Source organism: Buchnera aphidicola (Chaetogeoica yunlongensis), assembly GCA_039829965.1.
Lineage (GTDB): Bacteria > Pseudomonadota > Gammaproteobacteria > Enterobacterales > Enterobacteriaceae > Buchnera_B > Buchnera_B aphidicola_BA.
This window is the reverse complement of the sequence record CP139909.1, coordinates 461663-488640: the sequence shown is the minus strand read 5'-3', so window position 1 is coordinate 488640 and position 26978 is coordinate 461663. Positions and strand designations below refer to the sequence as shown.

Below are 26978 nucleotides of genomic sequence, written 5' to 3'. Positions count from 1 at the left end.
TTATTATTAATGGAAATTTAATGAAAAATGGTTGAATTATTTAAAGATGATTTTTATGTTTTTGGAAATCCTATTTATCATACTAAATCTCCATATATTCATAAATTATTTTCAATTCAAACTGGAATTAGTTATAAATATAGTTCAAAATTAGTTCCATTAAATGAATTTAAGAATTATATGATAGATTTTTTTTTGAATAATGGTAAAGGTGCCAATATAACAGTTCCATTTAAAGAAGAAGCATACTTTTTTTCTCATGTTTTAACTGATAGAGCTAAAATGTCTGGTTCAGTAAATACATTTAAAAAATTAAAGAATAATTTGATCTTAGGAGATAATACTGATGGAATAGGTATTTTTTATGATTTACGTAGAATTAATTTTATTACTAAAATTCGTAATAATGTTTTATTGATTGGCGCTGGTGGAGCTGCTAGAGGGATAATTTTTACTTTATTATCATTTGGTTGTAATATTGTTATTGTGAATAGAACAATTAGTAAAGTGAAATGTTTATTAGAATGCTTTAAGAATAAGATCGGTTCTATTTCTATTTTTAATGATGATTTAAGATTAAACTATCATTTTGATTTAATTATTAACGCTACAGTAAATTTATATTTTAATCCTGATTTAGATAGAATTAAGTGTTTTATAAATAAAGATATATGTTGTTATGACATAAACTATTTAAAAAAAAATAAAAATACTTCTTTCATTTTATGGTGTTTAGAGAATGGAGCAGTTCGTATTTCTAATGGTATTGGTATGTTAGTAAGTCAAGCTGCTTATTCATTTTATTTATGGTATGGTTTTTTACCTAATATTGATGAGGTAATTAATATTTTAGTAAAATAACATATTTAGTATTTTTAATAAATTATAAAATTAAATTTTAGAAATATTTTCAGTATTTAATTTAATTTTTATAATTTAAAAAAAAAACTTGACTCTTTTTTTTCATTATGTAACATAGAATTAGTAAAAAATTTTTATTTTTAATATAAACTTGGGTACATACTTTTTAATTATGTCCCCTTCGTCTAGAGGTCTAGGACACTGCCCTTTCACGGCGGCAACAGGGGTTCAAATCCCCTAGGGGACAATGAATAAATTTAATAAAATAATTTTATTTATTTGTGTACTTCATTTAATGAATATGTTATCCTTTGTTTTGATTTAAACAGTAGTTAAATTAAAGTATGTTCTTTAAAAATTCGGAATCAAGAAAAATTATATTAAACTTTTACAATAAACATCTGTGGGTTGTGAGGTTAAGCATAAAAAGCGTACATGGTGAATGCCTTGGCAGTCAGAGGCGATGAAGGACGTGCAAATCTGCGAAAAGCATCGGTGAGTTGATATGAGACGTTATAAACCGGTGATTTCCGAATGGGGAAACCCGATACTTTTTAGAAGTATCATTACTTAACTGAATACATAGGTTAGTAAAGCAAACCAGGGGAACTGAAACATCTAAGTACCTTGAGGAAAAGAAATCAAACGAGATTCCCTAAGTAGTGGCGAGCGAAACGGGAACAGCCTAGAACATAGTTATAATATAAGTTGTTAGTAGAACATTTTGGAAAAAATGACAATAAAAGGTGATAGTCCTGTATACGAAAACAATTTTATTTATACGTTCGAAAAGTAGGGCGAGACACGAGAAATCTTGTCTGAAGATGGGGGGACCATCCTCTAAGGCTAAATACTCCTGACTGACCGATAGTGAACTAGTACCGTAAGGGAAAGGCGAAAAGAACCCCGGTAAGGGGAGTGAAATAGAACCTGAAACCGTGTACGTACAAGCAGTAGGAGCTTTTTTTGTTATTATAAAGAGAGAGTGACTGCGTACCTTTTGTATAATGGGTCAGCGACTTGTATTCTGTAGCAAGGTTAACCGAAAATAAGGGGAGCCGAAGGGAAACCGAGTCCTAAATAGGCGATTTTTTTTTAGTTTCAGGATACAGACCCGAAACCCGGTGATCTAGCCACGGGCAGGTTGAAGGTTAGGTAAAACTAACTGGAGGACCGAACCGACTGATGTTGAAAAATCAGCGGATGACCTATGGTTAGGGGTGAAAGGCCAATCAAACCGGGAGATAGCTGGTTCTCCCCGAAAGCTATTTAGGTAGCGCCTCATGAATTCATCTTTGGGGGTAGAGCACTGTTTCGGCTAGGGAACCATCCTGGTTTACCAATCCGATGCAAACTCCGAATACCGAAGAATGTTATCATGGGAGACACACAGCGGGTGCTAACGTTCGTTGTGGAAAGGGAAACAACCCAGATCGCCAGCTAAGGTCCCAAAATCATAATTAAGTGGAAAACGATGTGAGAAGGCATAAACAGCCAGGATGTTGGCTTAGAAGCAGCCATCATTTAAAGAAAGCGTAATAGCTCACTGGTCGAGTCGGCTTGCGCGGAAGATTTAACGGGGCTAAAATTATGTACCGAAGCTGCGACAATAAAATTGTTATACTTTTTTATTGGGTAGGGGAGCGTTCTGTAAGCCAGAGAAGATATATTGTAAGATATGTTGGAGGTATCAGAAGTGCGAATGCTGACATGAGTAACGATAAAACAGGTGAAAAACTTGTTCGCCGAAATACTAAGGTTTCCTGTCCAACGTTAATCGAGGCAGGGTTAGCCGATTCCTAAGGTGAGGCCAAACGGCGTAATCGATGGACAACAGGTTAATATTCCTGTGCTTAATATTATTGCGAAGGGGGGACGAAGGAGGTTAAGTTATCCAGGCGACGGTTGTCCTGGTTTAATCGTGTACGTATGAAGATTAGGTAAATCCGATCTTCTTTAATACCAGGCGAGAAGACGAATCATTATAATGATGAAGTAACCTATACCATACTTCCAGGAAAAGCCTCTAAGCTATTAAGATAATATTAAATCGTACTACAAACCGACACAGGTAGTTAAGTAGAGAATACTAAGGCGTTTGAGAGAACTTGGGTGAAGGAACTAGGCAAAATAGTGCCGTAACTTCGGGAGAAGGCACGCTAGTAGTAAGTGAGTAAAATTAACTTTTATGAGCTAAATCTAGTCTAAGATAATGGCTGGCTGCAACTGTTTATTAAAAACACAGCACTGTGCAAACACGAAAGTGGAAGTATACGGTGTGACGCCTGCCCGGTGCCGGAAGGTTAATCGAAGGAGTTAAAGGAAAATCATTAATTATCCTTAAAGCTCTAGACTGAAGCCCCGGTAAACGGCGGCCGTAACTATAACGGTCCTAAGGTAGCGAAATTCCTTGTCGGGTAAGTTCCGACCTGCACGAATGGCGTAATGATGGTCAGACTGTCTCCACCCAAGACTCAGTGAAATTGAAATCGCTGTGAAGATGCAGTGTACCCGCGGCAAGACGGAAAGACCCCGTGAACCTTTACTATAGCTTGACACTGAAAATTTGTTTTCAATGTGTAGGATAGGTGGGAGACTGAGAAAATTAGACGCTAGTTTAATTTGAGTCAACCTTGAAATACCACCCTTTAAAAATTAATTTTCTAACCTAGTGCCGTAATCCGGTATAGAGACAGTGTCTGGTGGGTAGTTTGACTGGGGCGGTCTCCTCCCAAAGAGTAACGGAGGAGTACAAAGATTGGCTAATTACGGTTGGAAATCGTAAGGTTAGTGCAAAGGCATAAGCCAGTTTAACTGTGAGCATGATAATGCGAGCAGATGCGAAAGCAGGTCTTAGTGATCCGGTGGTTCTGTATGGAAAGGCCATCGCTCAACAAATAAAAGGTACTCCGGGGATAACAGGCTGATACCGCCCAAGAGTTCATATCGACGGCGGTGTTTGGCACCTCGATGTCGGCTCATCACATCCTGGGGCTGAAGCAGGTCCCAAGGGTATGGCTGTTCGCCATTTAAAGTGGTACGCGAGCTGGGTTTAGAACGTCGTGAGACAGTTCGGTCCCTATCTGCCGTGGGCGTAGGAAGATTGAGGAGGGCTACTTCTAGTACGAGAGGACCGAAGTGGACGCATCTCTGGTGTTCGGGTTGTCATGCCAATGGCATTGCCCGGTAGCTACATGCGGAAAAGATAAGAGCTGAAAGCATATAAGCACGAAACTTGCTCCAAGATTAGTCTTCCCTGAAACTTATTTTTTTAGTTTACTGAAGGGACGTTGAAGACTACGACGTTGATAGGCTGGATGTGTACGCATAGTAATATGTTTAGCTAACCAGTACTAATGACCCGAGAGGCTTAACCTTACAACACCAGAGATGTTTAAATAAAAATGTTTAATAAAATATTCTTGTATCCGATGTATTTTTCTTAAACTATTTGTTATTTGCATTTTTAAGAATATAAGACCTGGTAAAAATAGTGTTATGGTACCACCTGAAACCATTCCGAACTCAGAAGTGAAACATTTCAACGCCGATGGTAGTGCGGGGCTTCCCTGTGTGAGAGTAGGACATTGCCAGGTTAAAAAAATCCGAAACTATTTCGGATTTTTTTTTATATTAATTAAAAATAAAAATTTTTTTATATTAAGTTTATTATAATTTTATATTTAAAAAAGTATTTTTTGCAATTTAAGTATTGATATGTGTTAATATATTTTTTTAAATAGTAGTATTTATTTAAAGATTTTAATTGTAAATTATTTATAAAAAACAATTTACAATTTTGTATTAGCTAATAATTTAAAATTTAGTATATATTTTTTTATGTGAAGGTAATTATAGATGTCCAAGATTAAAGGTAATGTAAAGTGGTTTAATGAATCTAAAGGGTTTGGTTTCATTACTCCTGAAGATGGAAGCAAAGATGTATTTGTTCATTTTTCAGCTATCCAAAGCAACGGATTTAAAACTTTGTCAGAAGGTCAAAGTGTTGAATTCGAAATTACCGAAGGAGCAAAAGGCCCATCAGCGGCTAATGTAATTAGTTTATAATTTTTTATTAAAACTATTTTAAAAATATTTTGATTTTGTAATGCAGCATGGTAATAAAGCTGCATTACATATTATGAATATTTTATATATAGTAAATAATTTTTATTGTTTTATAAAACCATTCTAACTGTGTTAATATTTCCAAGATCATAGTAAAGACTTTCTATTTCTTCAAAAGTACGTGCGCATATAGTAATGGAAATAGATAGATAGTTTCCTTTATTACTAGATCTTATTTGAGGAATATAATCTCCAGGTAGTTTACGTTGAATAATTTTAATTATTTTATCAACTAATTCTGGTTGAGCTAATCCAATCACTTTATAAGTAAATAAACAAGGAAATTTTAACATTTTTTCAAGTTTGCTTTTTTTTTTCATATTTTTCCTTTTTTTAGTGTGATACATAAGAGAATATTTTTAATATTGTTAATAAATAAAGATACATTTATAAATATTCATTTGTAGTTGAGGATTGATTAGATTAATATTTATATTAAAAAATTTTTAAAATAGAGGTTTATTTTTTTTAGATACAAAGAAATGTATTAATAAATACAAATTAAATTAAAATATGAATAGATTATTAGTATTTTGTATTAAAGAAAAATATAGATTATGTTTCAATAAGATGTTATATTTTTTTGATTTTTACTGTTAATATTTATCTATATATTAATGATAAATTAAAAAAATATCATAGTTTTTGAATATTATATATGTTAATTATTTAAATATTTATTATACTATGAAATAATATTTTTTCTTTTTTAAAGTTATATTTTATGTTAAAAATTTTTAATTCTTATACTGGCAAGCAAGAGAATTTTATAGTTCATCAAGACAATATGATTAAGATGTATGTATGTGGTATGACGGTTTATGATTTCTGTCATATTGGTCATGGTAGAACTGTAATATTTTTTGATATAGTAGCACGTTATTTACGTTATTTAGGTTATAAATTAAAATATGTTCGTAATATTACGGATATTGATGATAAAATTATTAAAAAATCTTTAGTAAATAAAGAAAGTTGTTTTAGTTTATCTAACAGAATGATTATTAATATGCATCGAGATTTTTCTTTATTAAATGTTTTATCTCCTGATCGTGAACCTCGTGTTACTGAATGTATAAGTGATATTATTAAAAAAATTTCTATTCTATTAGCAAAAAAATATGCATATGTGGCATATAATGGAGATATAGTTTTCTCAGTAGATAGTTATTCTGATTATGGAATGTTGTCTAAACAAGTGTTACATCAGCTAAAACATTTTGTACGTATATCTTCTAATAAAAATGTAAAACAGAATCCATTAGATTTTGTGTTATGGAAAGCACAGAAAAAAAGTGATTTTATAACTTGGGAATCTCCTTGGGGCGCTGGAAGACCTGGATGGCATATTGAATGTTCATCTATGAGCATATTAGAATTTCAAGATAGAATAGACATTCATGGTGGAGGTATAGATTTGTTATTCCCACATCATGAAAATGAATTAGCTCAATCTGTATGTATTAATAAAAATTTTTTTACGAGATATTGGATGCATACTGGTTTAGTAATTATAAATGATAAAAAAATGTCTAAGTCTTTAGGAAATACTATTTTATTGAAGGATTTGTTGTTTTCTTTTGATTCAGAAAGTATACGTTATTTTTTATTGTCTACACATTATAGGCATCCCTTAAATTTTTGTTATCAAGGTTTATATCGTTCTAGAGAATTATTAAAAAAATTATATTTGTCTTTACGAGATACTGATAGTAACGCTATTACTAACTTAGTAATGAATCGTGATTATAAAATAGATTTTTTAAATGCTTTGAATAACGATTTTAATACTCCTGTTGCGTTATCAATATTAGTAGAGTTATCTAAAAAAATTAATAAATATAAATTAATAGACAAAACGAAAGCAAATTTTTTAGCTTTTATATTAGTAGAATTAGGTAATATTTTAGGTTTATTATTTCAACATCCGGATAGTTTTTTAAAAAATACTTTCATTGGTAATATTGATATTCTTAAGGTAATAAATTCTTTAATAGATAGAAGAACTAATGCTAGAAATCGTCAAGATTGGCAACAATCTGATAAGATACGAAAAGAATTATTAGAAATGGGAATAATATTAGAAGATACTTATTTGGGAACTATTTGGAGATCTTTAAAATAAAAAAGTTAAATTGATATTTTTTTATAAATATTATTTTTTATAATAATTTTGTTCATAAACTTTTAAGGTATTTTTTAATAATGTGATTACGGTCATAGGTCCAACCCCTCCTGGAACTGGAGTTAGATATGAAGCTTTTTTATAGATTGAGTTAAAATTTATGTCTCCTACAATTTTTCCGTTATCCAATCTATTTATTCCGACATCAATTATTATAGCTCCTTTTTTGATCCATTTTTTTGTTAAAAAATTTGCTTGTCCAATAGCTATAATTATTAGATCGGCTTGTTTTGTAAATTTTTTTAGTTTTTTTGTATATCTATGTGTAATTGTAGTAGTACAACCTGATAGCAACAATTCCATACTCATAGGTCTTCCTACAATGTTTGATGCTCCTATCATAACAGCGTGTAATCCTTTAATCTTAATTTTATAATATTTAAGTAGAGTAATAATTCCTAATGGAGTACATGGTCTTAAGTATGGTATTTTTTGACATAACAATCCTGTATTATATGGGTGAAAACCATCAACATCTTTATTTGGGTTAATACTGCTAAATAAAGTTTTTTTATTTATATGTTTTGGAATTGGTAATTGTATCAATATTCCATCTATTGTAGAATCTTTGTTTAATTTTTCAATAAGATTTAAAATTTTTGATTCTTTGACTAAATTTGAAAATTTCCAAAGTTGTGATATAAATCCTATTTTTTTACATACTTCAAGTTTTTTTGAAACATAAATTTGTGATGCTAAATTAGATCCTATTAAAATTATAGCTAGTCCAGGGGGTCTTTTTCCTATTTTTAGTTTAGATTGAACTTTTTTTGAAATTTTTAATTGTAATTTATTTGCAATATATTGCCCATTTAATATTTTTGATTTCATATTTAAGCGTAAAAATTATTTTATTAAAATTTAGTTAAAAGTAATTTATTTTTATTAAATTAATGGTATTATATTAACACAGTAGTATACGTAAATTAAAAATATAATATGTGTATATTTGCGCTCTTAGCTCAGTTGGATAGAGCAACGGCCTTCTAAGCCGTAGGTCATAGGTTCGAATCCTATAGAGCGCAATTTATTTATTTTTAATAAGTTTTACATTTATAATTAATATTTTTATTTTCTAAATAATTTTGTATTTTTTGGTTTATTATTTCAATTTTATTTTCACTATTTATTTCATAATATAAGAGATTGTAATTATTACTTTCTTGCATGTAAAAATTTTTTAAAGAAACAATATATTTTTTATATTCTGTTAGTCTTTTTTTTATTATTTCTTCTCGGTCATCTGATCTACTTATTAGATTATTAGCTTGAAAATTATTTTTGTTGAAAATTTTTTTATTATAAGTTAATCCTGTTATAGCATCTATTTTTCTTTTTTTTATTCTTTGTAATATTTTTTCTTCAGATAGTTTAAATTCAAAAACATAATTTATTATAGTTTTGTTCCTTTTTAAGTATTCAGCTTGTTCAATAGTTCTAGGAAATCCATCTAAAATAAATCCATTTTTATATTTTTTTTGAGTCAGTTCATTTTTTATAATTTCCATAATTATAGAATTTTGAACTAGTTTTCCTTTTATAATAAATTCTTCAATTTTAAATCCTAGATTTGTTTTTTTTTTGATTTCGTTTCTTAATATATTTCCAGTAGAAATAATTGAGAGTTTATATTTATTTGCAATAAATTGTGCTTGTGTTCCTTTTCCTGTTCCAGGTGCTCCTAGTAAAACAATCTTCATTTTTTATCCTTAAAAATATTTAATATTTTTATTTTTTAGGTGTTGTTATAAAATTTGTTTTACAATTTATTAAAAAATTATTTATTCTAGATATAAATTTATTTGGGTTTTCTAATGTATTTTTTTCGGCAAGTAAAGCTTGTTCAAAGAGTAAATAAATCCAGTTTTTAAGTTCGTGTTGGTTTTTTGTATTTTGTATTTTTGTTATTAGAGGATGATTAGGATTAATTTCTAAAATGTATTTTATTTTTGGAATTTTTTGTCCAGCAGCTGAAAATAATTTTGCCATTTGGGTACTCATATCATTTGCATCAGTAATTACTATGGATGGTGTATTTTTTAGTTTATATGTAGTTCTTACATCTTTAATTTTATCTCCTAATGTTTTTTTAATTTTGTTTAGAAACTCGTTCATATTACTATTAGAAACAGTTTTTTTGGTGTGAGTAGTATCAGTATTATTATTTAGTTTTTCAATAGATTGATCATCTTTACTCACTGATTGAAATTTTTTTCCATTATATTCAATTAAATAATTCATCATCCATTCATCTATTTTATCAGATAAAATTAATACATCTATATTCTTTTCTTTGAAAAATTCTAAATGCGGACTACTAATAGCTGAAGTATAATTATCAGACGTTATATAATAGATTTTTTCTTGATTTTTTTTCATGTTTGATACATATTCTTCTAAAGACATTGTTTGATTTGGAGTATTACTTAGCATAGAAGAAAATCTTAGTAAATTCGAAATTGTATTTTTATTTTCTAAATCTTCAGCTGGTCCTTCTTTTAAAATTAGTCCAAATTCATTCCAAAATTTTTGGTATATAGTAATATCTTTACTTAAATAGTTAATTGTCTGTAATACTTTTTTTGTAAGTGATTTTTTAAGATTTTGAATTAATTTATTATTTTGTAGTATTTCTCTAGAAATATTTAAAGGTAAATCATTAGAATCTATAATTCCTTTTACGAATCTTAAATAGTTTGGTAAAAATTGTTCTGCTTCGTCCATGATATATATACGTTTTACATATAATTTTATTCCATGTTTATTTTCTCTATTCCAGATATCCCAAGTAGATTTTGAAGGAATGAATAATAGAATGGTGTATTCTTGTGTACCTTCAACTTTATTATGTGTCCAGGTTAATGGATCGTTAGAATCATGTGTTAGTTTTTTATAGAAGTTTTTATAATCATTTTCTGTAATTTCAGATTTTGGTTTTGTCCATAAAGCGATTGCTTGATTAATTTTTTCCCAAGAAAATGTTTTTTCTTTTTCATTGTATGTGTTTAATTCTATAGGAATAGAAATGTGATCAGAATATTTACTAACTATAGTTTGTATTTTCCATTCTTCTAAAAATTCTTTGTTTTCTTCATTTAAATGTAATGTAATTTCAGTGCCTCTTTCTTCTTTAGTAATTTTACTAACTTCATATTCTCCTTTACCATCTGACGTCCACAGTACACCTTCTTCTTTATTTAGCCCGGCAAATCTAGTTTTTACAGAAACTTTTTTAGATACAATAAAAGAGGAATAAAAACCAACACCAAATTGACCAATAAGATTATTTTTTGTTTGTTTTATTTTTTCTAAAGATTTTAAAAATTTTTTTGTTCCAGATTTTGCTATTGTACCTAAGTTATTAATTACTTCTTCATATTTCATACCTATTCCATTGTCAATAATTTTTAAAGTGTTATTGTTTTTATCAACCATGATTCTTATGTACAAATTAAAATTATTTTCGTATAATTTTTGTGATGTAATTGCTTTGAATTTAAGTTTATCAATTGCATCTGAAGAATTAGATATTAGTTCTCTTAAAAATATTTCTTTATTTGAATAAAGAGAATGAATCATTAAATGTAGTAATTCTTTTGTTTCTGATTTAAAAGTATATGTTTGTTTTTTTTGTATATTCATATTTTATTACCATAACTAAATTAAGTTTAAATTTTGTAGTTAAATTTTATAAATGTTTTAATTAACATTTTTACTATTTTTTATAATGCATGTTTTTTTATTAAAAAGGTAGATTTGTATCTTCGTTAGATAATTTTATTCCCGAGGATACAGATGACATTTTTTGTTTTTGAAGTTCAGAAATTTTTCTTACTGCATCATTAAATGCTGCTGCTATTAAATCTTCTAGTATTTCTTTATCATTTTCTAAAATAAAATTTTTGTCTATTTCTATTTTTCTACAATAATGAGAACCTAATAAAGTAATTTGTACTATTCCTGCTCCAGATTTTCCGATAACTTCTATATCGGATATTTCTTGTTGTGCTTTTTTCATTTTTTCTTGTATTTGTTGTGCGTGTTGCATCAAATTTTTTAACCCATCTTTTGAAAACATATACAATCCTTTTTTTATTTATTTAAAATATTATTGCAAAAAATTTATAATTGATAATTGAATAGTACTTTAGCTTGTAAATTAAAACTATATATTATAAAAGAAGTGTTTATATAAATATATATTGAGTGATAGCTAATAGTATTAGTTTATTTTTATCATTTTTTAGATTGATATTTTAGTAAAATTATTTAATGTTTAATGGTTTTAATTTTATGTATGGTTTATGCGTGTAATAATGTGGTGTTTAAATTAAGCATTCTTAATAATGTCATTTCTACACTCATTTTTTGATTTGGAGTTATGGATAGTTCTTTTTTTCCTTGTAAAGCAATTTTGTAATATGAATAGATACTTTGATGGTTTAATGAGTTTGAAATTTCCTCTATTTGTTTTGTATTTTTTTTAGAATAGAAAGATTGAGATTTTATTTCAGGGTTTATTTGAAACATTGAAATATAATGTAAAGCTTTTAATATTTCTATTAATATATTTTCCCAATTAATATTTGATGTAGAGATTTTATCTAATAATAGTGAAAATGTTTTTATATTTTGATTAATTATAGTCATAAAAATTTCTAAAATTATATCATTATTTGATATATTTAGAGTACATTTGACTATTTTTTCAGTAATATTATTATTACTAATAGAAATTATTTGTTCTATTAGTGTGATGGCTTCTCTTAGGCTACCATTAGCATGTTGAGATATTAACATTATAGCTTTTTTTTCATATAAGATATTTTCTTGATTTAATATATTTGATATATGTAAAAAAATTTTTTTAAAGTTAATAGGTTTTAATTGAAAATATAAACAGCGTGAAAGAATGGAATCTGGTATTTTTTTTAAGTTTGTAGTTGCTAAAATAAATTTAATATGTTTAGGTGGTTCTTCTATAGTTTTTAATAAAGCGTTAAAACTATGTCGTGATAACATATGTACTTCATCAATTAAATAAATTTTAAATCTTCCTTTGGTAGGTCGATATGGAATATTTTCTAATAATTCTTTAATATCTTCTACTTTAGTTTTAGATGCACCGTCTATTTCATGTAAATCAATAAAATTTCCTTGTTCAATTTCTAGACAATTAGAACATTTTCTACATGGATTAGGAGATATTTTTAGTTTGCAATTTAAGCTTTTTGCTAATAGTCTTGCGAGAGTAGTTTTTCCTGTTCCTTGCATACCATAGAATAACCAAGAATGATGTATTCTATTTAATATTAAACTATTAGATATAGCAGTAACAATATATTTTTGCCCAATTACGTCTTTAAATAATTGAGGTCTCCATTTTCTAGCTAAAATTTGATAATGCATAGTTTATAAGTTATTGGATTAAAATGTTAAATTTAAAGAATTTATTTTATCACAAAATTTTTTAATAAAGAAGATGTTTAGAAGTATATATAATTATATACAATTAAAAAAATTTACAATTAATATTTTTTAATGTACAATTATTATTGTAGGTCTTTATTAGTACTCTATAGCACTGTAATCTTAAAAATTTGGTCAGGATTGGAAAATAGCAGCCATATTAAGTAATGCAGGTGCTATGAACATTATTAATAGAGACTTACATAATTTTTAGAGTTATTTTTTAAGTATTATGTATGAATTAAAATTATTATTTGTTTTTGATATTTTTTTTTTATTTTATTATAAATTTTGTTTATCTAGTTTTATAATTTTTCCATTTTTAAATGTAAATATTGTATCTGCTTGTTCGATAATAGAGAGTCTATGTGTAATTACAATTAGAGTGATAGATTTTTTTTTTATAGAGGATAATATATATTTGATATCATTTTCTGTATTTAGATCTATATTTGATGTAGCTTCGTCTAATATTAAAATTTTAGGATGTTTAATTAATACTCTTGCAATGGATAAAAGTTGTTTTTGACCGGTTGATAACATATTCCCATTTTCGCCTAATTTTTCATATAGACCATTGGGAAGAGAATTTATATAATTTATTAGTTTTATTTTTTTTAATATGTTTATAATTTTATATTTAGGATACTTTTTACCTAATGTAATATTTTCTAAAATAGTATCATTGAGTATTATAGGATCTTGTTGAACGATAGATATGCCTTTTTTTAATACTTTATGACTCAATGATAAAATATTTCTTTTATTTAAATAAATAGCACCTATTTGAATGGGATAGTGTCCCATAATAAGTTTTGCTAAAGTACTTTTACCACTTCCTGTTCTTCCTACGAATGCTACGAAATTTCCTGAAGGAATAGATAAATTGATATTTTTTAGTTGAAATTCTTTAGAATTTTTTTTGTAACTAAAATATAGATTTTTTATTTCTATATCTCCTGTTTTTAGGTATGATGAATCAAATCCATATTGTTGTTTTGGTAGTTTAATTATTTCTAAAACTCTTTCTCCTGCTACGATAGCTTGTTGAAAAATTGATTGTTGAGATGCAATAGTAATTAATGGTTCATGCAATCTTCCTAGATAGGTTACAAATGCATATAGTATTCCTATGTCAAAGTATTCTATTGGACGTGTTCCAAATAATAATATTAATCCACATAGTGTTACTGAAGAAAATAAGTTTAATAAAGGTCTTAATAAAAAACTTTCTAATTTTAGTAGTTTCATTCGAATATTATAATGTTTTTGACTAAGATCTTTAATAGTATTTTTAAATTTTTCTTCTTGATTAAATTGTTGAATAATATGCATACCATTTATTATTTCATGAAAAAAGTTGTGAATGTTAGCAACGTAATTTTTCATTTTTCTTAGCATAGGTTTACTGTGTTTTTGATATAAATACATGATTATAATTACTGTAGGAAATATAATTGATGATATGCAGGCAATTTTCCATTTTAAAATAAACATTGTTATTAGAGTGGTTATTATTAATATAAAATTTTTAAATAGTGTAGTTATTACAGTATTATACAGTTCTTTGATTGTTTCGGTGTCATTGGTAATTCTTGATATAAATTGTCCTATTGGTTGTTGATCAAATGTGTCCATGGAAAGATTTAGTGTAGCTTTCATTATATCACAACGTAGTTTTTGAATAATAGTAATTGAAAGTTTGCTAAAAATTATATCTTGATAGTAATTTAGTATGGTTGCTAATATTTGTAAAACAAGGTAGTAAAAAATTATTTTAAATGAATAGTAGGATAATATTTTATTAAAAAAACTATTTTTTATAAAATAACTAATAAGTATTGGATTTAACACTTCAGCAATGGATGAAAATATTAATATAACTAATCCACAAAGTAGTTTTTTTTTGATATTTATGCCATATTTTAATAGTTCTTTTAATATTGGCCAAAAATTTATAATATTATTCATTTTTAGAAACATTACCTTTTTTTATTTATTGTTTGATATTATTTTTTTTTGACGAAAATATGTTTTACCATACCATTGTTTTGTATCTTTAATGAGTTGAGAATGTGTTCCTTTTTGTGTAATAGAGCCATTTTGAATTACTAAAATTATATTTGCATTTTTTAGTGAAGATATTTTATGACTGCATATTATTATAGTATTATGATCTTTTTTCCAGGTGTAAAAATTTTTTAATATTTTTTTTTCTGTGTAAAAGTCTATTGCTGATAGAGCATCGTCTAAAATTAATATTTCTGGATTTGATAATAGTGCTCTAGCAATAGATATTCTTTGTTTTTGTCCTCCGGATAACATTACACCTTTCTCTCCAATTTGAGTATTGTATTTTTTAGGAAGTTGTGTAATATCTTGGTAAAAATCTGACAAATGAGTGACATATTTTATTTCTTGTTCGGAAGTATGTTTTTTTCCTAATTTAATATTATTTAAAATAGTGTCTGAAAACAAGAAAGTCGTTTGATCTACTATTGTAACTTTTTTTCTCCAATGAGAAATATGAAATTTTTGGATTGGAATAGAATTATATGATATATTTCCATCTTTAATTTTCAGTTGTTGTTGAAGTAATTTTAATAATGTACTTTTACCGGATCCTACTGGTCCACAAATGCCTAGTATTTGTCCTGGATACAGTGAAAAATTAATATTTTTTAGTATAAATTTTTTGTTTTTTTCGTATTTAAAACTATTAATTTTAACATTTAATAATTCTAAATTTTTTGGTATTTTTTTGTAATTTTTTTGATTTATAGCAGTATTTTTAATCATTAATTTTATTCTATTCCATGATGCATGTCCTCGTTCCATGATATTAAACATCCATGCTAATGCTAGCATAGGCCAAATCATTAATCCAAGATAAAGTATAAAACTTATTAGTTGTCCTATGCTAATTTCTTTATTAGCTACCATATAACTTCCAATCACAATAGTTAAAAGGTGAGATATAGAAATTGATAAATGAATGACTGGATCAAATTTTGCATCTATTTTTATTGTTTCTATATTTTTTTGACTAGTGATTTTAGCAATGTCAATAAATTTTTTATTATGATATTTTTCTAATCCGAAAGATTTTATCATGTAAATATTATTAAGACTTTCTTGTGTATAATTATTAAGAAAAGAAAATGATTGTTGAGCTTTTTGGTAACTATGTTGTAACGTATTACCAAAATGTTTTATTATTAAAACCATAATTGGCATCGGTAGTAAGGAAACAATAGTTAATTTCCAGTTTATTTTAGTAATCATAATTACGATGACAGATATTCCCATGATTAAAGAATCAAGCAGTGTTAATATTCCCTCTCCTGCTGAGAATACTATTCTATCTACATCATTAGTTGCTTTAGTTATTAAATCTCCTTTTGGATTATTTAAATAAAAATAATTGTTTTTTTTAGTTAAATAATTGTAAATTTTTGTTCTTAGTATTATGGCTAATTTGTATGATGTTCCAAATAAAAATATTCTCCACATATAGCGTAAAATATAAATAATTGTTGCTATAATGAGTATTAATGAGATTAAAAAAAACATTTTTTTTGTATTTATTGTTTTATTGTTGATAGAATCTATAAGTATTTCTATTAATTTTGGTGGATATAATTGTAAAATAGAAATAGAAATTAGTAAGAATATTGTTATTAAATATTTTTTATATTCTTGAAAAAAATACCATTTCAGTTGTTTTAATAATTTCACATATTTATTCCTGTGTTGAGATGCTAAAATTAAAGTTTAGAAGTTTTTTATATTTTAGATCAAGATTCTAGTGGTTAATTTTTTTTTAATAGTTTTTAAGATATATGGTTTTATTAAATTAAGATGAATTATTGAATATTATAAATATTTTTAGCAGTATTATTTTTTATGATAAGTTTTAGTCATTAATTTTTTATTTTGTTAAATATATATTTTTAGAGTAATTTTTATTTTTAACATGTTAGTAAAAAGTTTTTAATTTTTTTTATTATTATAATTAGAATTTTTATACAGTTAATTATTGTTATACAATAGTATATTGTTTTAGTGATGATCCATATAAAATTTTAGCTGTTTTATATAAATTTTTTAAAATTGTATTGAATATAGCTTTTGAATGTAATTCTAGAAATTTAGAGATGATTATTTTTTTTTGTTTTGATGTTAGTTTAAAATAAAGTATTTTAGAAAATTTATATATATAAAATTTTTTATTTTGATAAAAACTAAAATAAACACTGTTTCTTTTTGTGGGAGAAGGTTGTGAAAAAATTATTTTGGTTAATTTATTATTAGTATTAAATCTAAAATAATATTTTGGATGTTTAAATTTCAGATTAATTTTATTGAGTAAAATTTGTGATCCAGAGTTTAATTTATATATTATGTTTTTAAGAGTTTTTTGGTATTTATGCTGTGTTTGTTCGGTGTTTAAAATATTTTTTATGTGTTGTTTTTGATATTTTTTTATCCATAGTATGTATAAATTATTTTTTTTAGTTTTTATTGTAGTAGGATATTTTTTTATAGAAGTGTTATTTTTTTTAAATAAGAGTTTACTTTTAATTATATATTTCAAAATTTTACTTGGTAGATTTTTTGATTTTTTTGATTTATTGGTTATCCATGGTGTATAAAAAATTTTTATTTTGTTTTTTTTGATTGTTTTTTTAAATAATGGACTAGTGATTTTGTTATTTAGTAATGTATAAATTATATTATCTTGATTTTTTTTTTGTATATTTTTATGTATGTTTTTAATATTTTTTTTATGTATTAAAATATAATTGATTGTGAATTGTTCTTTAGTTATTAGCTCATTTACATTATTTTTAAAATATTTTTTTATTTTTTTACTATTGATATTTTTTTCATTATGAAAACTTTTAATTTTAATAGGATGAGATTTTTGTACCATTCTAATTTGTGAAAATAACTTTAAAATTATTTTTTTTTCGTTTTCTAATATAAAATCTGTATCATAAATGTTTTCTAGAAATTTTTGTATTTTTAAATATATTTTAATTTTTTTAATGTATTCATTAGAACTTATTTGCAGTATGTTCAGGTATTGATGATATTTGTTTATATCAAAGCAATAATTTGTTTGAAATTTAGATTGACTATATATGTAATTTTTAATATCTAAATCTTGTATTTTAAAATTAATTTTTATTATATATTGTTTTAATAATGATTCTTGTATTATGTTTGATATTGTTTTTTTATATATTTTTAGTAAATAATTATTAGTGTTTATATTTGTGGTAATTTTGTTTTTTGTATTTTTTTTTTGCTTGATGTATTCTAAATTATATTTTTTTATAAATTCTTCTTGACTAATTGTTTGATTATTTATTTTTATTGCATAATCTGAAGTATTTTTAAAAAAAAAAACATTTATATACGGTAAAATTAATGAAATAAAAATTATACTTAGTGTACCTAATAGCATTATATTATATATTTTTGATTTTTTTTTGTTCATCTGTTTAATATCATTCGTTTATAATTTGTTACAATATTTTTATGAATTAGTTTATTAATAGTCTGGCAAACTATATTTAAATTTGCCAGATAACAGGTAAAATAATTTTTTAAAAAATATAATTATACTTTTTATTTTGTTAATTTAAATTATATATAAGGAGTATTTTCTAAAGATAAATTTAATACTTCTTCAATGTGTTTTACAGGATGTATAAATAAATCTGTAAGAATTGTTTTTGGAATTTCTTGTAAATCTCTTTTGTTATCGTGTGGAATTAGAACTTTTTTTATACCTCCTCGATGTGCTGCTAGAAGCTTTTCTTTTAGACCTCCTATATTTAATATTTGACCTCTTAGAGTAATTTCTCCAGTCATAGCTATATCTGATCGCACAGGATTTTTAGTTAAACAGGAAACTATTGCTGTACACATAGCAATTCCAGCACTAGGACCATCTTTTGGTGTAGCACCTTCTGGAACATGGACATGTATGTCATGTTGTTCATAAAAGTTTTTTTTAATTCCTAATTTTTTAGCTTGAGATCTAACAACTGTTAATGCCGCTTGAATAGATTCTTGCATGACTTCTCCAAGAGATCCAGTATAGATTAGTTTTCCTTTTCCTGATATACAAGCTGTTTCGATGGTAAGTAATTCTCCGCCTACTTCAGTCCATGCTAAACCAATTACTTGACCAATTTGATTTTTATAGTCTGTTTTACCAAAACTATATTTTTTTATACCTAGATATTCTTGTAAATTCTCAATAGTAATATTTATTTTTTTTAAGGATTTATTTAATACTAAATTTTTAACGGATTTTCTGCAAATTTTTGATATTTCTCGTTCTAAATGTCTAACTCCTGCTTCTCGAGTATAGTATCTAATAATGTTAGTAATAGTAGAATCTTCAATTGTTAATTCGTTTTCTTTTAAAGCGTTTCTTTTTATTTGTTTGGGTTTTAAATATGATTTAGCTATGTTTAATTTTTCAAATTCCGTATATCCAGGAATTTTAATTATTTCCATTCTATCTAGTAACGGTATTGGAATGTTTGTAGAATTAGATGTAGCAATAAACATAACATCGGAAAGATCGTAATCTATTTCTAAATAATGATCGTTAAATGCTACATTTTGTTCTGGATCTAAAACTTCTAGTAATGCTGATGCAGGATCAATACGTACATCATAGGACATTTTATCTATTTCATCTAATAAAAATAGTGGATTTTTAACTCCAACTTTGGCCATTTTTTGGATTATTTTTCCTGGCATAGAACCTATATACGTCCTTCTATGACCTCTGATTTCTGCTTCATCTCTGATTCCACCTAATGCCATTCTAATGTATTTTCTTCCTGTAGCTTTTGCTATGGACTGTCCTAAAGATGTTTTTCCTACTCCAGGAGGACCTACTAAACATAAAATTGGTCCTTTTATTTTATTAATTCTACTTTGTACTGCAAGATATTCTAAAATTCTTTCTTTTATTTTTTCTAATCCAAAATGGTCTTTATCTAGAATTTTTTGTGCTGATTTTAAGTTTTTTTTAACTTTATTTCTAGCACTCCATGGAATTTGTATTATCCAATCTATATAACTTCTAACTACTGTTGCTTCAGCTGACATAGGAGACATCATTTTTAATTTTTGTAGCTCAGACTCTAATTTTTCTTTTACTTCTTTTGGTATTTTTATTTTTTTAATCTTTCTTGATAAAATTTTATGTTCATCAAGAGTTTCGTCTATTTCTCCTAATTCTTTTTGAATAGCTTTCATTTGTTCGTTAAGATAATATTCCCTTTGACTTTTTTCCATTTGTTTTTTTACTCGATTTCGAATTCTTTTTTCTATTTTTAATAAATCAATTTCTGATTCCATGATTGTCATCAAGTGTTCTAATCTTGTATTTATATTAAATATTTCTAAAATTAATTGTTTGTCTGATAGTTTTAATGGCATATGAACTGAAATCATGTCAGATAATTGTTCTGCATTTTTTATATTTTTTAAGGAATTTAAGATTTCAAAAGAAATTTTTTTATTTAATCGGACATATGTTTCAAATTGAGTAAATGCAGTTTTAATAAGTACTAATTGTTCTTTTTCTTTAATTTTTGGTGCTTGTATTAGTTCAACTAAAGCAGTAAAAAAACCGTTGTTATTTTTTAATTTTTTGATTTTTGCGCGTTGGAGTCCTTCTACTAAAACTTTTATTGTTCCATCTGGTAATTTTAGCATTTGTAAAATTGAGGAAGTAGTTCCAACAGTGAATAAGTCGTTTTCTGTAGGTTCGTCTATTTCCGCTTGTTTTTGTGCCACTAACATTATTTGTTTTTTATTCATTGATGCTTCAATACATTTTATAGATTTTTCTCTTCCTACAAATAATGGAATTACCATATAAGGATAAACTACTACATCACGTAACGGTAAAATTGGCATTTCAATGTATTCTAAATGTTCTGGATTCATAATCTTTTCTTTTAATTTGAATAATTGTTTTTAAGCATGAGGAAAATTTATTGAATAGAACCATGTATTATTTTAAAAGTATAGTTAATTTTGAATATATTTAAGAACAGACTCAGATATTTAATGATAGTAAAGCAAAATAAGTAATTTATTTTTTATTGGAAACTAGGTAGTTTTTATTTATCAGATTTTTTTTTAGAGTCGTGTGTTTTGTAGATTAGTATTGGAGATATATTATTATTAACTATAGTTGATTCGTTTATTAAAATTTTTTGTACATTATTCATTGAAGGTAATTTATACATGGTGTTTAGTAGAAGTTTTTCAATAATGGCACGTAAACCTCTAGCACCAGTATTATTATTCATAGCTTTGCGTGCAATATATTTTATAAATTTTTTGCAAAATTCTATTTTTATTCCTTCTAACTCAAATAATTTTTCGTATTGTTTAATTAGTGCATTTTTAGGTTCAGTGAGAATTTTCGTCAACATGGTTTCATCAAGTTCATGTAGTGTAGTAAGTATTGGTAATCGTCCTATAAATTCAGGAATTAATCCAAATTTGATTAAATCTTCGGGTGTAACTATTTTTAGCAATTCATTTTTAGAATATTTTTTCGAGTTATCAATGTATTTGATGTTAAATCCGATTCCTGTTCCAGATTTTATTCTTTTTTTAATAATTTTTTCCAAGCCTAAAAATGTTCCTCCACAAATAAATAGAATTTTTGACGTATCTATTTTAAAAAATTCTTGTTGAGGATGTTTTCGTCCTCCTTGCATAGGTACAGAAGCAATTGTTCCTTCTATTAATTTTAATAATGCTTGTTGTACTCCCTCTCCTGAAACATCACGAGTTATTGAAGGATTATTAGATTTTTTAGAAATTTTATCTATTTCGTCTATATAAATTATTCCAGTTTCTGTTTTGTGAACATCATAGTTACATTGTTGTAATAACTTTTGGATTATGTTTTCGACATCTTCACCTACATATCCAGCTTCAGTTAATGTTGTAGCATCGGATATAGAGAATGGAACGTCAAGAAATTTGGCAAGTGTTTCCGCTAGTAATGTTTTTCCACTTCCTGTAGGCCCAATTAATAGTAGATTGCTTTTTCCTAGCTCAACTTCTTCTTTATTTTTTACATTTAAGTAATTTAAACGTTTATAATGATTATATACTGCTACTGATAGTACTTTTTTTGTATGTGTTTGTCCTATTACATAGTTGTCTAAATGTTGGAAAATTTTTTTTGGTGTTGGTATTTTGTTTAAAATATTTGTTAATGATGAATTTTTTTGTTCTTCTTGAATGATATCATGACATAATATGATACATTCGTTACAAATATAAACTGATGAACCAGCTATTAATTTTTTCACTTCTTTTTGGTTTTTTTTACAAAAAGAACAACATAATAGCTGTGTAGTATTAATTTTGCTATCATCTGTCATTAGTTTTCTCTTGATTTTTAAATATATAAGATTTAATTATACTTATTAAATTAAGGTTATATAGTTATTTCATTAAGAAGTTTTGTATAATTATATAGATAGAAATTATTCTCTATTGTTTAAGATAGTATCTATGATTCCATATTTCATTGCTTGATTAGCTGTGAGAAAACAATCACGCTCAGTATCTTTTTCAATAGTTTTTATATTTTGTTCAGTATGGAATGCCATTAATTCATTTAATTTTTTTTTAACTTTGATTATTTCTTTAGCGTGAATTTCGATATCTGATGCTTGTCCATTAATGCCACCTAGGGGTTGATGAATCATAATTTTAGAATTTGGTAAGCAAAATCTATTTCCTTTTTTTCCTGCTGTTAAGATTAGAGCAGCCATAGAACATGCTTGACCTATGCATATTGTATTTACATTGGGTTTTATAAATTGCATAGTATCGTAAATAGACATTCCAGAAGTAATAATTCCTCCTGGAGAGTTTATATAAATATAAATATCTTGTTTAGAATTTTCGGATTCCAAGAACAACATTTGTGCTACTATTATATTAGCTGTATTATCATTTATTACACCTGTTAAGAATATTATTCTTTCTTTTAGTAATCTTGAATATATATCATATGATCGTTCTCCATAAGAAGTTTTTTCTATGACAGTAGGAACAAATAATATATTTTTTTTATGAATATTTTTGTTATTGTTGGTCATGATAATATTTTCTCATACTGTAATTTATATAAAAATTTTATATTTTTTATTTTTTTTGATTTATATTTTTAGTGTTATAACATTATTAAATATTTTTTTTTAAATTTAAAACATTTAGTTGGATATGAATTATGGTGGTTTATATTTTTTAAAAATAAAAAATATAATATATTTATTTTAATATTTATCTGTATTTAAGCATTTTACAAATATTAATGATTTAATGACAGTAAAATAGTTAATTTTGTTTAAAATATATTTTTATTTAAGTAAGATTAAATTTAATTTGTAATTTTAAAATAGTAAATATGTAGAAAAAAATTTTTTTAAATTTAGTTTTAGTGATAAGACTTTTATTTTAATATTAAAATTTTTAAATTAAAAATTTTAATAGATTTATTAATTATCAAATATTTTTATTTTTTTAATATGTAAAGTTATTTATAGAAATTTTATTGAATATAGTGTTAAAACTTTTTTGAATTACGTTTTTAGAGTTTATATAAATAAGTATATTAATATTTTAGAATAATTTTATATATATATTTGGTCAATAATTTCATTATTGATATTTTTTTCTGAAATTTATAAAGTTTTATTTATGTTAGATGAGTTTTGTTAATACAGATTGAAGATTTTAATAAATGTATATTTTTATTATTATTCCATTCTGAAATAGTATAAGTATGTATTGATAATGATTTTATTGTATGTTCATAAATATATTTTGATAGTAATAAATGTATTTTTCTATGTCTATCTATGAGTTTAATTTTAAAAAAATCATCACTTACTATTATAATTTTAAAATGAGTATTTTTTAAATTTGGAGTAGTATTATGTTTTTTGCTTTCATTATATATTTTTAACTTATGAATAATTATTTTAGTTTTCAAAATTTTTTCTATTTTTTTTTTAATCATTTTAATTCACTCACTTGTGATAAATTTTAATTTATATAATAATTTATTGTGTTTTTAATTTTTTAAAGTTTGTATTTGAATATTAGATAGTCGTTATATTTTTTATTAAAAAAATAGATAGTTTTATTTTGTTAATATTTATTAAGTGTGCTTTTAAGTTTTATAGTATTCATAATAAAATATTTTAATAAATGTAATTTTCTAAATTTAGATATTCTTATAAGATTTGATAATATCATAAGATATAATATATTAAATATAAAAATTTAATATGATATTGTTATTTCTAGAATTTAAAATTTGGAGTTTTAAAATGAAATTTATCAAGTTTAAAAGTTATATTTTAAATTTTGTGTTGTTAAGTTGTGTGTTTTGTATTAATGGATGTAGTAGTACAATTTTTTCTCCAAATGGATTAATTGCTCAACAGCAATGTTATTTTTTTATTATAGCTTTTGTAACTATGTTGTTTATAATTATTCCAGTGATTTTTATGACAATATTTTTTTTATTAAGTTACAGAGAATCTAATGTTAATAAAATATATACTCCAACATGGTCTCATTCTAATATAATAGAAGTTTTAACTTGGGGTATTCCTATTTTTATAGTATTGTTTTTATCTATTTTATCATGGAAATCGACACATGAATTAGATCCTAAAAAACCTATTTTAGTTGCTAATAATGTACAACCTATTAGAATTAATGTAATATCTTTGGATTGGAAGTGGTTGTTTATTTATCCAGATAAAAAAATTGCTACAATTAATAAATTAGTCATTCCAATAAATACACCAATAATATTTACATTAACTTCTGATTCTGTAATGAATTCTTTTTTTATTCCTTCATTAGGAAGTCAAATATATACTATGCCTGGCATGCAAACTAGTTTAAATTTAATTGCAAATAGATCTGGATTATTTAAAGGTTTTTCTTCTAATTATAGTGGAAAAGGATTTTCAAATATGAAATTTAATGTATTAGTAGTTTCAAATCGTTATATTTTTAATGAATGGGTTAAACAAGTTCAATTATCTAAGTATAGATTGAATTCTATATATGTATTTTATCGTTTTATTAATAAATTTTATGAAGATAATTCAGTTAGATATTTTTCTAATGTGTCTACAGATTTATTTAATTTAATTGTTAAAAATACTTTAATTACTTAATTTATTAAAAATAATTATTTTTTTTATAAGATGAATAAATGTTTTATAAGGATTAAAAATAATGTTTGGTAGATTATGTTTAGATTCAATTCCGTATCATGATGCTATTATCATGGTAACTTGTAGTATAGTATTGTTTATATTTATTGTTATTGGAACAATAATTACTTTCTTAAAAAAGTGGGTGTATTTATGGAATGAATGGTTCTGTTCAGTTGATCATAAAAAAATTGCTAAAATGTATATTTTTTTGGCATTTATAATGTTATTTAGAGGTTTTATAGATGCAGTTATGATGCGTACTCAACAATTTTTAGCATCTTCTTTTACTGGTAATGGACTTGGTTTTTTATCTTCGCATCATTATGATCAGGTGTTTACAGCTCACGGTGTCATTATGATTTTTTTTGTTGCCATGCCATTAGTAGTTGGATTAATGAATTTTGTAGTTCCTCTACAAATTGGTGCTCGTGATGTTGCTTTTCCATTTTTAAATAATTTAAGTTTATGGTTAACAATTTCTGGAGCAATTTTAATTAATTTGTCACTAGGAATTGGAGAGTTTGCACAAACGGGATGGTTAGCTTATCCTCCATTATCTGGAATAAAATATAGTCCTGGAGTAGGTGTTGATTATTGGATTTGGAGTTTACAAATATCTGGAATTGGTACTACTTTAACAGCTATTAATTTTTTAGTGACAATTATAAAAATGAGAACCAACGGAATGAGTTGGTTTAAATTACCTGTATTTACGTGGACTGCTTTTTGTACAAATATTCTAATTTTAGTTTCTTTTCCTGTTCTAACTGTTAGTTTATTATTATTGACATTAGATAGATATCTCGGATTTCATTTCTTTACAAATGATTTTGGAGGTAATTCTATGATGTATGTTAATTTAATTTGGATTTGGGGGCATCCTGAAGTATATATTTTAGCTCTTCCAGCTTTTGGTGTTTTTTCTGAAGTAGTTTCTACTTTTTCTAGAAAATCTTTGTTTGGTTATACTTCTTTAGTTTGGGCAACTATTGTTATTACTATTTTTTCTTTTATAGTATGGTTACATCATTTTTTTACAATGGGTGCTGGTGCAAATGTCAATGCTTTTTTTGGAATAGCTACTATGATAATTGCCATTCCTACTGGAGTAAAAATTTTTAATTGGTTGTTTACTATGTATCGTGGTAATATTCAAATTAATTCTATTATGTTATGGACTCTTGGATTTTTAGTGACATTTTCTATTGGAGGCATGACTGGAGTTCTGTTATCTTTACCTGTAATAGATTTTGTATTACATAATAGTTTGTTTTTAGTAGCTCATTTTCATAATGTTATTATTGGGGGAGTAGTTTTTGGATGTTTTGCTGGAATTACATATTGGTTTCCTAAATTATTCGGATTTTTATTATCTGAAAAATGGGGAAAAATTTCTTTTTGTTTTTGGTTTTTTGGTTTTATTTTTGCTTTTATGCCGCTTTACGTTTTAGGAATGATGGGTATGACTAGACGTCTTAGTCAAAATATTGATACGCAGTTTCATTGTATGTTAACTATTGCTTCTTGTGGTACAATATTAATTTCTATTGGAATATTATGTCAAATTATTCAGGTAATTGTATCAATCAAACATAGAAATCAAAACGAAGATGTTACTGGAGATCCTTGGGATGGAAGAACATTAGAATGGTCTACTATATCTCCTCCTCCTTTTTATAATTTTGCGGTACGTCCTATAGTTAAGTGTAGAGATGATTTTTGGGAATCGAAACGTAAAAATAAAATTTATTATAGAAAACATGAGTATGTTAATTTTTATATGCCTAAAAATACTAGTTATGGAGTAGTTATTAGTTTTTTTTCGTTATTATTGGGGTTTTCTGCTGTTTGGTATATTTTTTGGTTGTTTTTTTCTTCTATTTTTTTTATTGTATGTTGCATAATTTTAAAAAGTTTAAATACGAAATGTAATTTTATTGTTACTGTACAAGATATAATTAAAACTGAAAATAAACGTTTACATATTAAAAGAAGATTAATGTAGTTTAGTTTGAGTTTTA

At 25.3% G+C, this 26978-nt stretch carries 18 protein-coding genes, 2 tRNA genes, 2 rRNA genes and 1 other RNA gene; 10 read left to right on the top strand and 13 right to left on the bottom strand.

Annotated elements, in window-relative coordinates; genetic code table 11:
* Positions 1 to 27 precede the first annotated feature (27 nt).
* The 5 genes from aroE (at position 28) to cspE (ending at position 4929) form a co-directional block, all read left to right on the top strand.
* Complete coding sequence (gene aroE / locus UAR70_02160; protein ID XBC39657.1) at positions 28 to 861, top strand: shikimate dehydrogenase; 834 nt, start codon at positions 28 to 30, stop codon at positions 859 to 861.
* A 174-nt stretch (positions 862 to 1035) separates the two neighbouring features.
* Positions 1036 to 1108 (top strand) — tRNA-Glu (locus UAR70_02155).
* A 167-nt stretch (positions 1109 to 1275) separates the two neighbouring features.
* Positions 1276 to 4239 (top strand): 23S ribosomal RNA (locus UAR70_02150).
* A 102-nt stretch (positions 4240 to 4341) separates the two neighbouring features.
* Positions 4342 to 4457: ribosomal RNA gene (rrf, locus tag UAR70_02145) — 5S ribosomal RNA — on the top strand.
* Positions 4458 to 4719: 262 nt separating this feature from the next.
* Positions 4720 to 4929, top strand: a complete 210-nt coding sequence (gene cspE / locus UAR70_02140) for a transcription antiterminator/RNA stability regulator CspE (GenBank protein ID XBC39656.1) — start codon at positions 4720 to 4722, stop codon at positions 4927 to 4929.
* A 110-nt stretch (positions 4930 to 5039) separates the two neighbouring features.
* Here cspE and ybeD read toward each other — a convergent pair whose 3' ends face one another.
* The gene (gene ybeD / locus UAR70_02135) at positions 5040 to 5309 is read right to left on the bottom strand and encodes a DUF493 family protein YbeD (protein XBC39655.1); all 270 of its coding nucleotides are present in this window, start codon (positions 5307 to 5309) and stop codon (positions 5040 to 5042) included.
* Between the two features lie 404 nt (positions 5310 to 5713).
* Between ybeD and cysS the strand changes: the two genes are divergently transcribed.
* Positions 5714 to 7114, top strand: a complete 1401-nt coding sequence (cysS, locus tag UAR70_02130; protein ID XBC39654.1) for a cysteine--tRNA ligase — start codon at positions 5714 to 5716, stop codon at positions 7112 to 7114.
* A 30-nt stretch (positions 7115 to 7144) separates the two neighbouring features.
* On the opposite strand, the gene folD is transcribed toward cysS, so the two are convergent.
* A complete protein-coding gene (folD, locus tag UAR70_02125) occupies positions 7145 to 8005 on the bottom strand; it encodes a bifunctional methylenetetrahydrofolate dehydrogenase/methenyltetrahydrofolate cyclohydrolase FolD (GenBank protein XBC39653.1) in 861 nt (286 codons plus the stop codon).
* A gap of 120 nt (positions 8006 to 8125) precedes the next feature.
* Between folD and UAR70_02120 the strand changes: the two genes are divergently transcribed.
* Positions 8126 to 8199, top strand: a tRNA-Arg gene (locus UAR70_02120).
* A 12-nt stretch (positions 8200 to 8211) separates the two neighbouring features.
* Here the strand turns inward: UAR70_02120 and UAR70_02115 are convergent.
* The 4 genes from UAR70_02115 to dnaX form a co-directional block, all read right to left on the bottom strand.
* Positions 8212 to 8874: a nucleoside monophosphate kinase gene (locus tag UAR70_02115; GenBank protein XBC39652.1), complete on the bottom strand. Its 663-nt coding sequence runs from the start codon at positions 8872 to 8874 to the stop codon at positions 8212 to 8214.
* A gap of 28 nt (positions 8875 to 8902) precedes the next feature.
* Entirely contained in the window at positions 8903 to 10810 is a 1908-nt protein-coding gene (gene htpG, locus UAR70_02110) for a molecular chaperone HtpG (protein ID XBC39995.1), read from the bottom strand.
* Between the two features lie 106 nt (positions 10811 to 10916).
* The gene (locus UAR70_02105) at positions 10917 to 11252 is read right to left on the bottom strand and encodes a YbaB/EbfC family nucleoid-associated protein (protein XBC39651.1); all 336 of its coding nucleotides are present in this window, start codon (positions 11250 to 11252) and stop codon (positions 10917 to 10919) included.
* A gap of 224 nt (positions 11253 to 11476) precedes the next feature.
* Positions 11477 to 12583, bottom strand: a complete 1107-nt coding sequence (dnaX, locus tag UAR70_02100; protein ID XBC39650.1) for a DNA polymerase III subunit gamma/tau — start codon at positions 12581 to 12583, stop codon at positions 11477 to 11479.
* A 159-nt stretch (positions 12584 to 12742) separates the two neighbouring features.
* Between dnaX and ffs the strand changes: the two genes are divergently transcribed.
* Positions 12743 to 12838: signal recognition particle sRNA small type (gene ffs / locus UAR70_02095), an RNA gene on the top strand.
* Between the two features lie 87 nt (positions 12839 to 12925).
* On the opposite strand, the gene UAR70_02090 is transcribed toward ffs, so the two are convergent.
* The 7 genes from UAR70_02090 to UAR70_02060 all read right to left on the bottom strand — a co-directional run bounded on the left by UAR70_02090 (position 12926) and on the right by UAR70_02060 (position 23738).
* On the bottom strand, positions 12926 to 14614 hold the full coding sequence (locus UAR70_02090; protein XBC39649.1) for an ABC transporter transmembrane domain-containing protein: 1689 nt from the start codon (positions 14612 to 14614) through the stop codon (positions 12926 to 12928).
* Between the two features lie 21 nt (positions 14615 to 14635).
* Positions 14636 to 16381: an ABC transporter transmembrane domain-containing protein gene (locus UAR70_02085; GenBank protein XBC39648.1), complete on the bottom strand. Its 1746-nt coding sequence runs from the start codon at positions 16379 to 16381 to the stop codon at positions 14636 to 14638.
* A 304-nt stretch (positions 16382 to 16685) separates the two neighbouring features.
* Complete coding sequence (locus tag UAR70_02080; protein XBC39647.1) at positions 16686 to 18149, bottom strand: SurA N-terminal domain-containing protein; 1464 nt, start codon at positions 18147 to 18149, stop codon at positions 16686 to 16688.
* A 149-nt stretch (positions 18150 to 18298) separates the two neighbouring features.
* Positions 18299 to 20629 carry an endopeptidase La gene (gene lon / locus UAR70_02075; protein ID XBC39646.1) on the bottom strand — a complete coding sequence of 777 codons (2331 nt, stop codon included), beginning with the start codon at positions 20627 to 20629 and terminating at the stop codon, positions 18299 to 18301.
* Between the two features lie 176 nt (positions 20630 to 20805).
* A complete protein-coding gene (gene clpX, locus UAR70_02070) occupies positions 20806 to 22089 on the bottom strand; it encodes an ATP-dependent Clp protease ATP-binding subunit ClpX (protein ID XBC39645.1) in 1284 nt (427 codons plus the stop codon).
* 105 nt (positions 22090 to 22194) lie between these two features.
* On the bottom strand, positions 22195 to 22815 hold the full coding sequence (clpP, locus tag UAR70_02065; GenBank protein ID XBC39644.1) for an ATP-dependent Clp endopeptidase proteolytic subunit ClpP: 621 nt from the start codon (positions 22813 to 22815) through the stop codon (positions 22195 to 22197).
* Positions 22816 to 23414: 599 nt separating this feature from the next.
* The gene (locus tag UAR70_02060) at positions 23415 to 23738 is read right to left on the bottom strand and encodes a BolA family protein (GenBank protein ID XBC39643.1); all 324 of its coding nucleotides are present in this window, start codon (positions 23736 to 23738) and stop codon (positions 23415 to 23417) included.
* Between the two features lie 313 nt (positions 23739 to 24051).
* Here UAR70_02060 and cyoA point away from each other — a divergent pair, with 313 nt between their 5' ends.
* Together cyoA and cyoB are read left to right on the top strand one after the other, a co-directional pair.
* On the top strand, positions 24052 to 24915 hold the full coding sequence (gene cyoA, locus UAR70_02055; protein XBC39642.1) for a ubiquinol oxidase subunit II: 864 nt from the start codon (positions 24052 to 24054) through the stop codon (positions 24913 to 24915).
* Positions 24916 to 24976: 61 nt separating this feature from the next.
* A complete protein-coding gene (gene cyoB / locus UAR70_02050; protein ID XBC39641.1) occupies positions 24977 to 26962 on the top strand; it encodes a cytochrome o ubiquinol oxidase subunit I in 1986 nt (661 codons plus the stop codon).
* The last annotated feature ends 16 nt before the right edge of the window (positions 26963 to 26978 follow it).

Coding starts and splice junctions, on each gene's coding strand:
- aroE (XBC39657.1), top strand. CDS start 28: ATGGTTGAATTATTTAAAGATGATTTTTATGTTTTTGGAAATCCTATT.
- cspE (XBC39656.1), top strand. CDS start 4,720: ATGTCCAAGATTAAAGGTAATGTAAAGTGGTTTAATGAATCTAAAGGG.
- ybeD (XBC39655.1), bottom strand. CDS start 5,309: ATGAAAAAAAAAAGCAAACTTGAAAAAATGTTAAAATTTCCTTGTTTA.
- cysS (XBC39654.1), top strand. CDS start 5,714: ATGTTAAAAATTTTTAATTCTTATACTGGCAAGCAAGAGAATTTTATA.
- folD (XBC39653.1), bottom strand. CDS start 8,005: ATGAAATCAAAAATATTAAATGGGCAATATATTGCAAATAAATTACAA.
- UAR70_02115 (XBC39652.1), bottom strand. CDS start 8,874: ATGAAGATTGTTTTACTAGGAGCACCTGGAACAGGAAAAGGAACACAA.
- UAR70_02105 (XBC39651.1), bottom strand. CDS start 11,252: ATGTTTTCAAAAGATGGGTTAAAAAATTTGATGCAACACGCACAACAA.
- dnaX (XBC39650.1), bottom strand. CDS start 12,583: ATGCATTATCAAATTTTAGCTAGAAAATGGAGACCTCAATTATTTAAA.
- UAR70_02090 (XBC39649.1), bottom strand. CDS start 14,614: ATGAATAATATTATAAATTTTTGGCCAATATTAAAAGAACTATTAAAA.
- UAR70_02080 (XBC39647.1), bottom strand. CDS start 18,149: ATGAACAAAAAAAAATCAAAAATATATAATATAATGCTATTAGGTACA.
- lon (XBC39646.1), bottom strand. CDS start 20,629: ATGAATCCAGAACATTTAGAATACATTGAAATGCCAATTTTACCGTTA.
- clpX (XBC39645.1), bottom strand. CDS start 22,089: ATGACAGATGATAGCAAAATTAATACTACACAGCTATTATGTTGTTCT.
- clpP (XBC39644.1), bottom strand. CDS start 22,815: ATGACCAACAATAACAAAAATATTCATAAAAAAAATATATTATTTGTT.
- UAR70_02060 (XBC39643.1), bottom strand. CDS start 23,738: ATGATTAAAAAAAAAATAGAAAAAATTTTGAAAACTAAAATAATTATT.
- cyoA (XBC39642.1), top strand. CDS start 24,052: ATGAAATTTATCAAGTTTAAAAGTTATATTTTAAATTTTGTGTTGTTA.
- cyoB (XBC39641.1), top strand. CDS start 24,977: ATGTTTGGTAGATTATGTTTAGATTCAATTCCGTATCATGATGCTATT.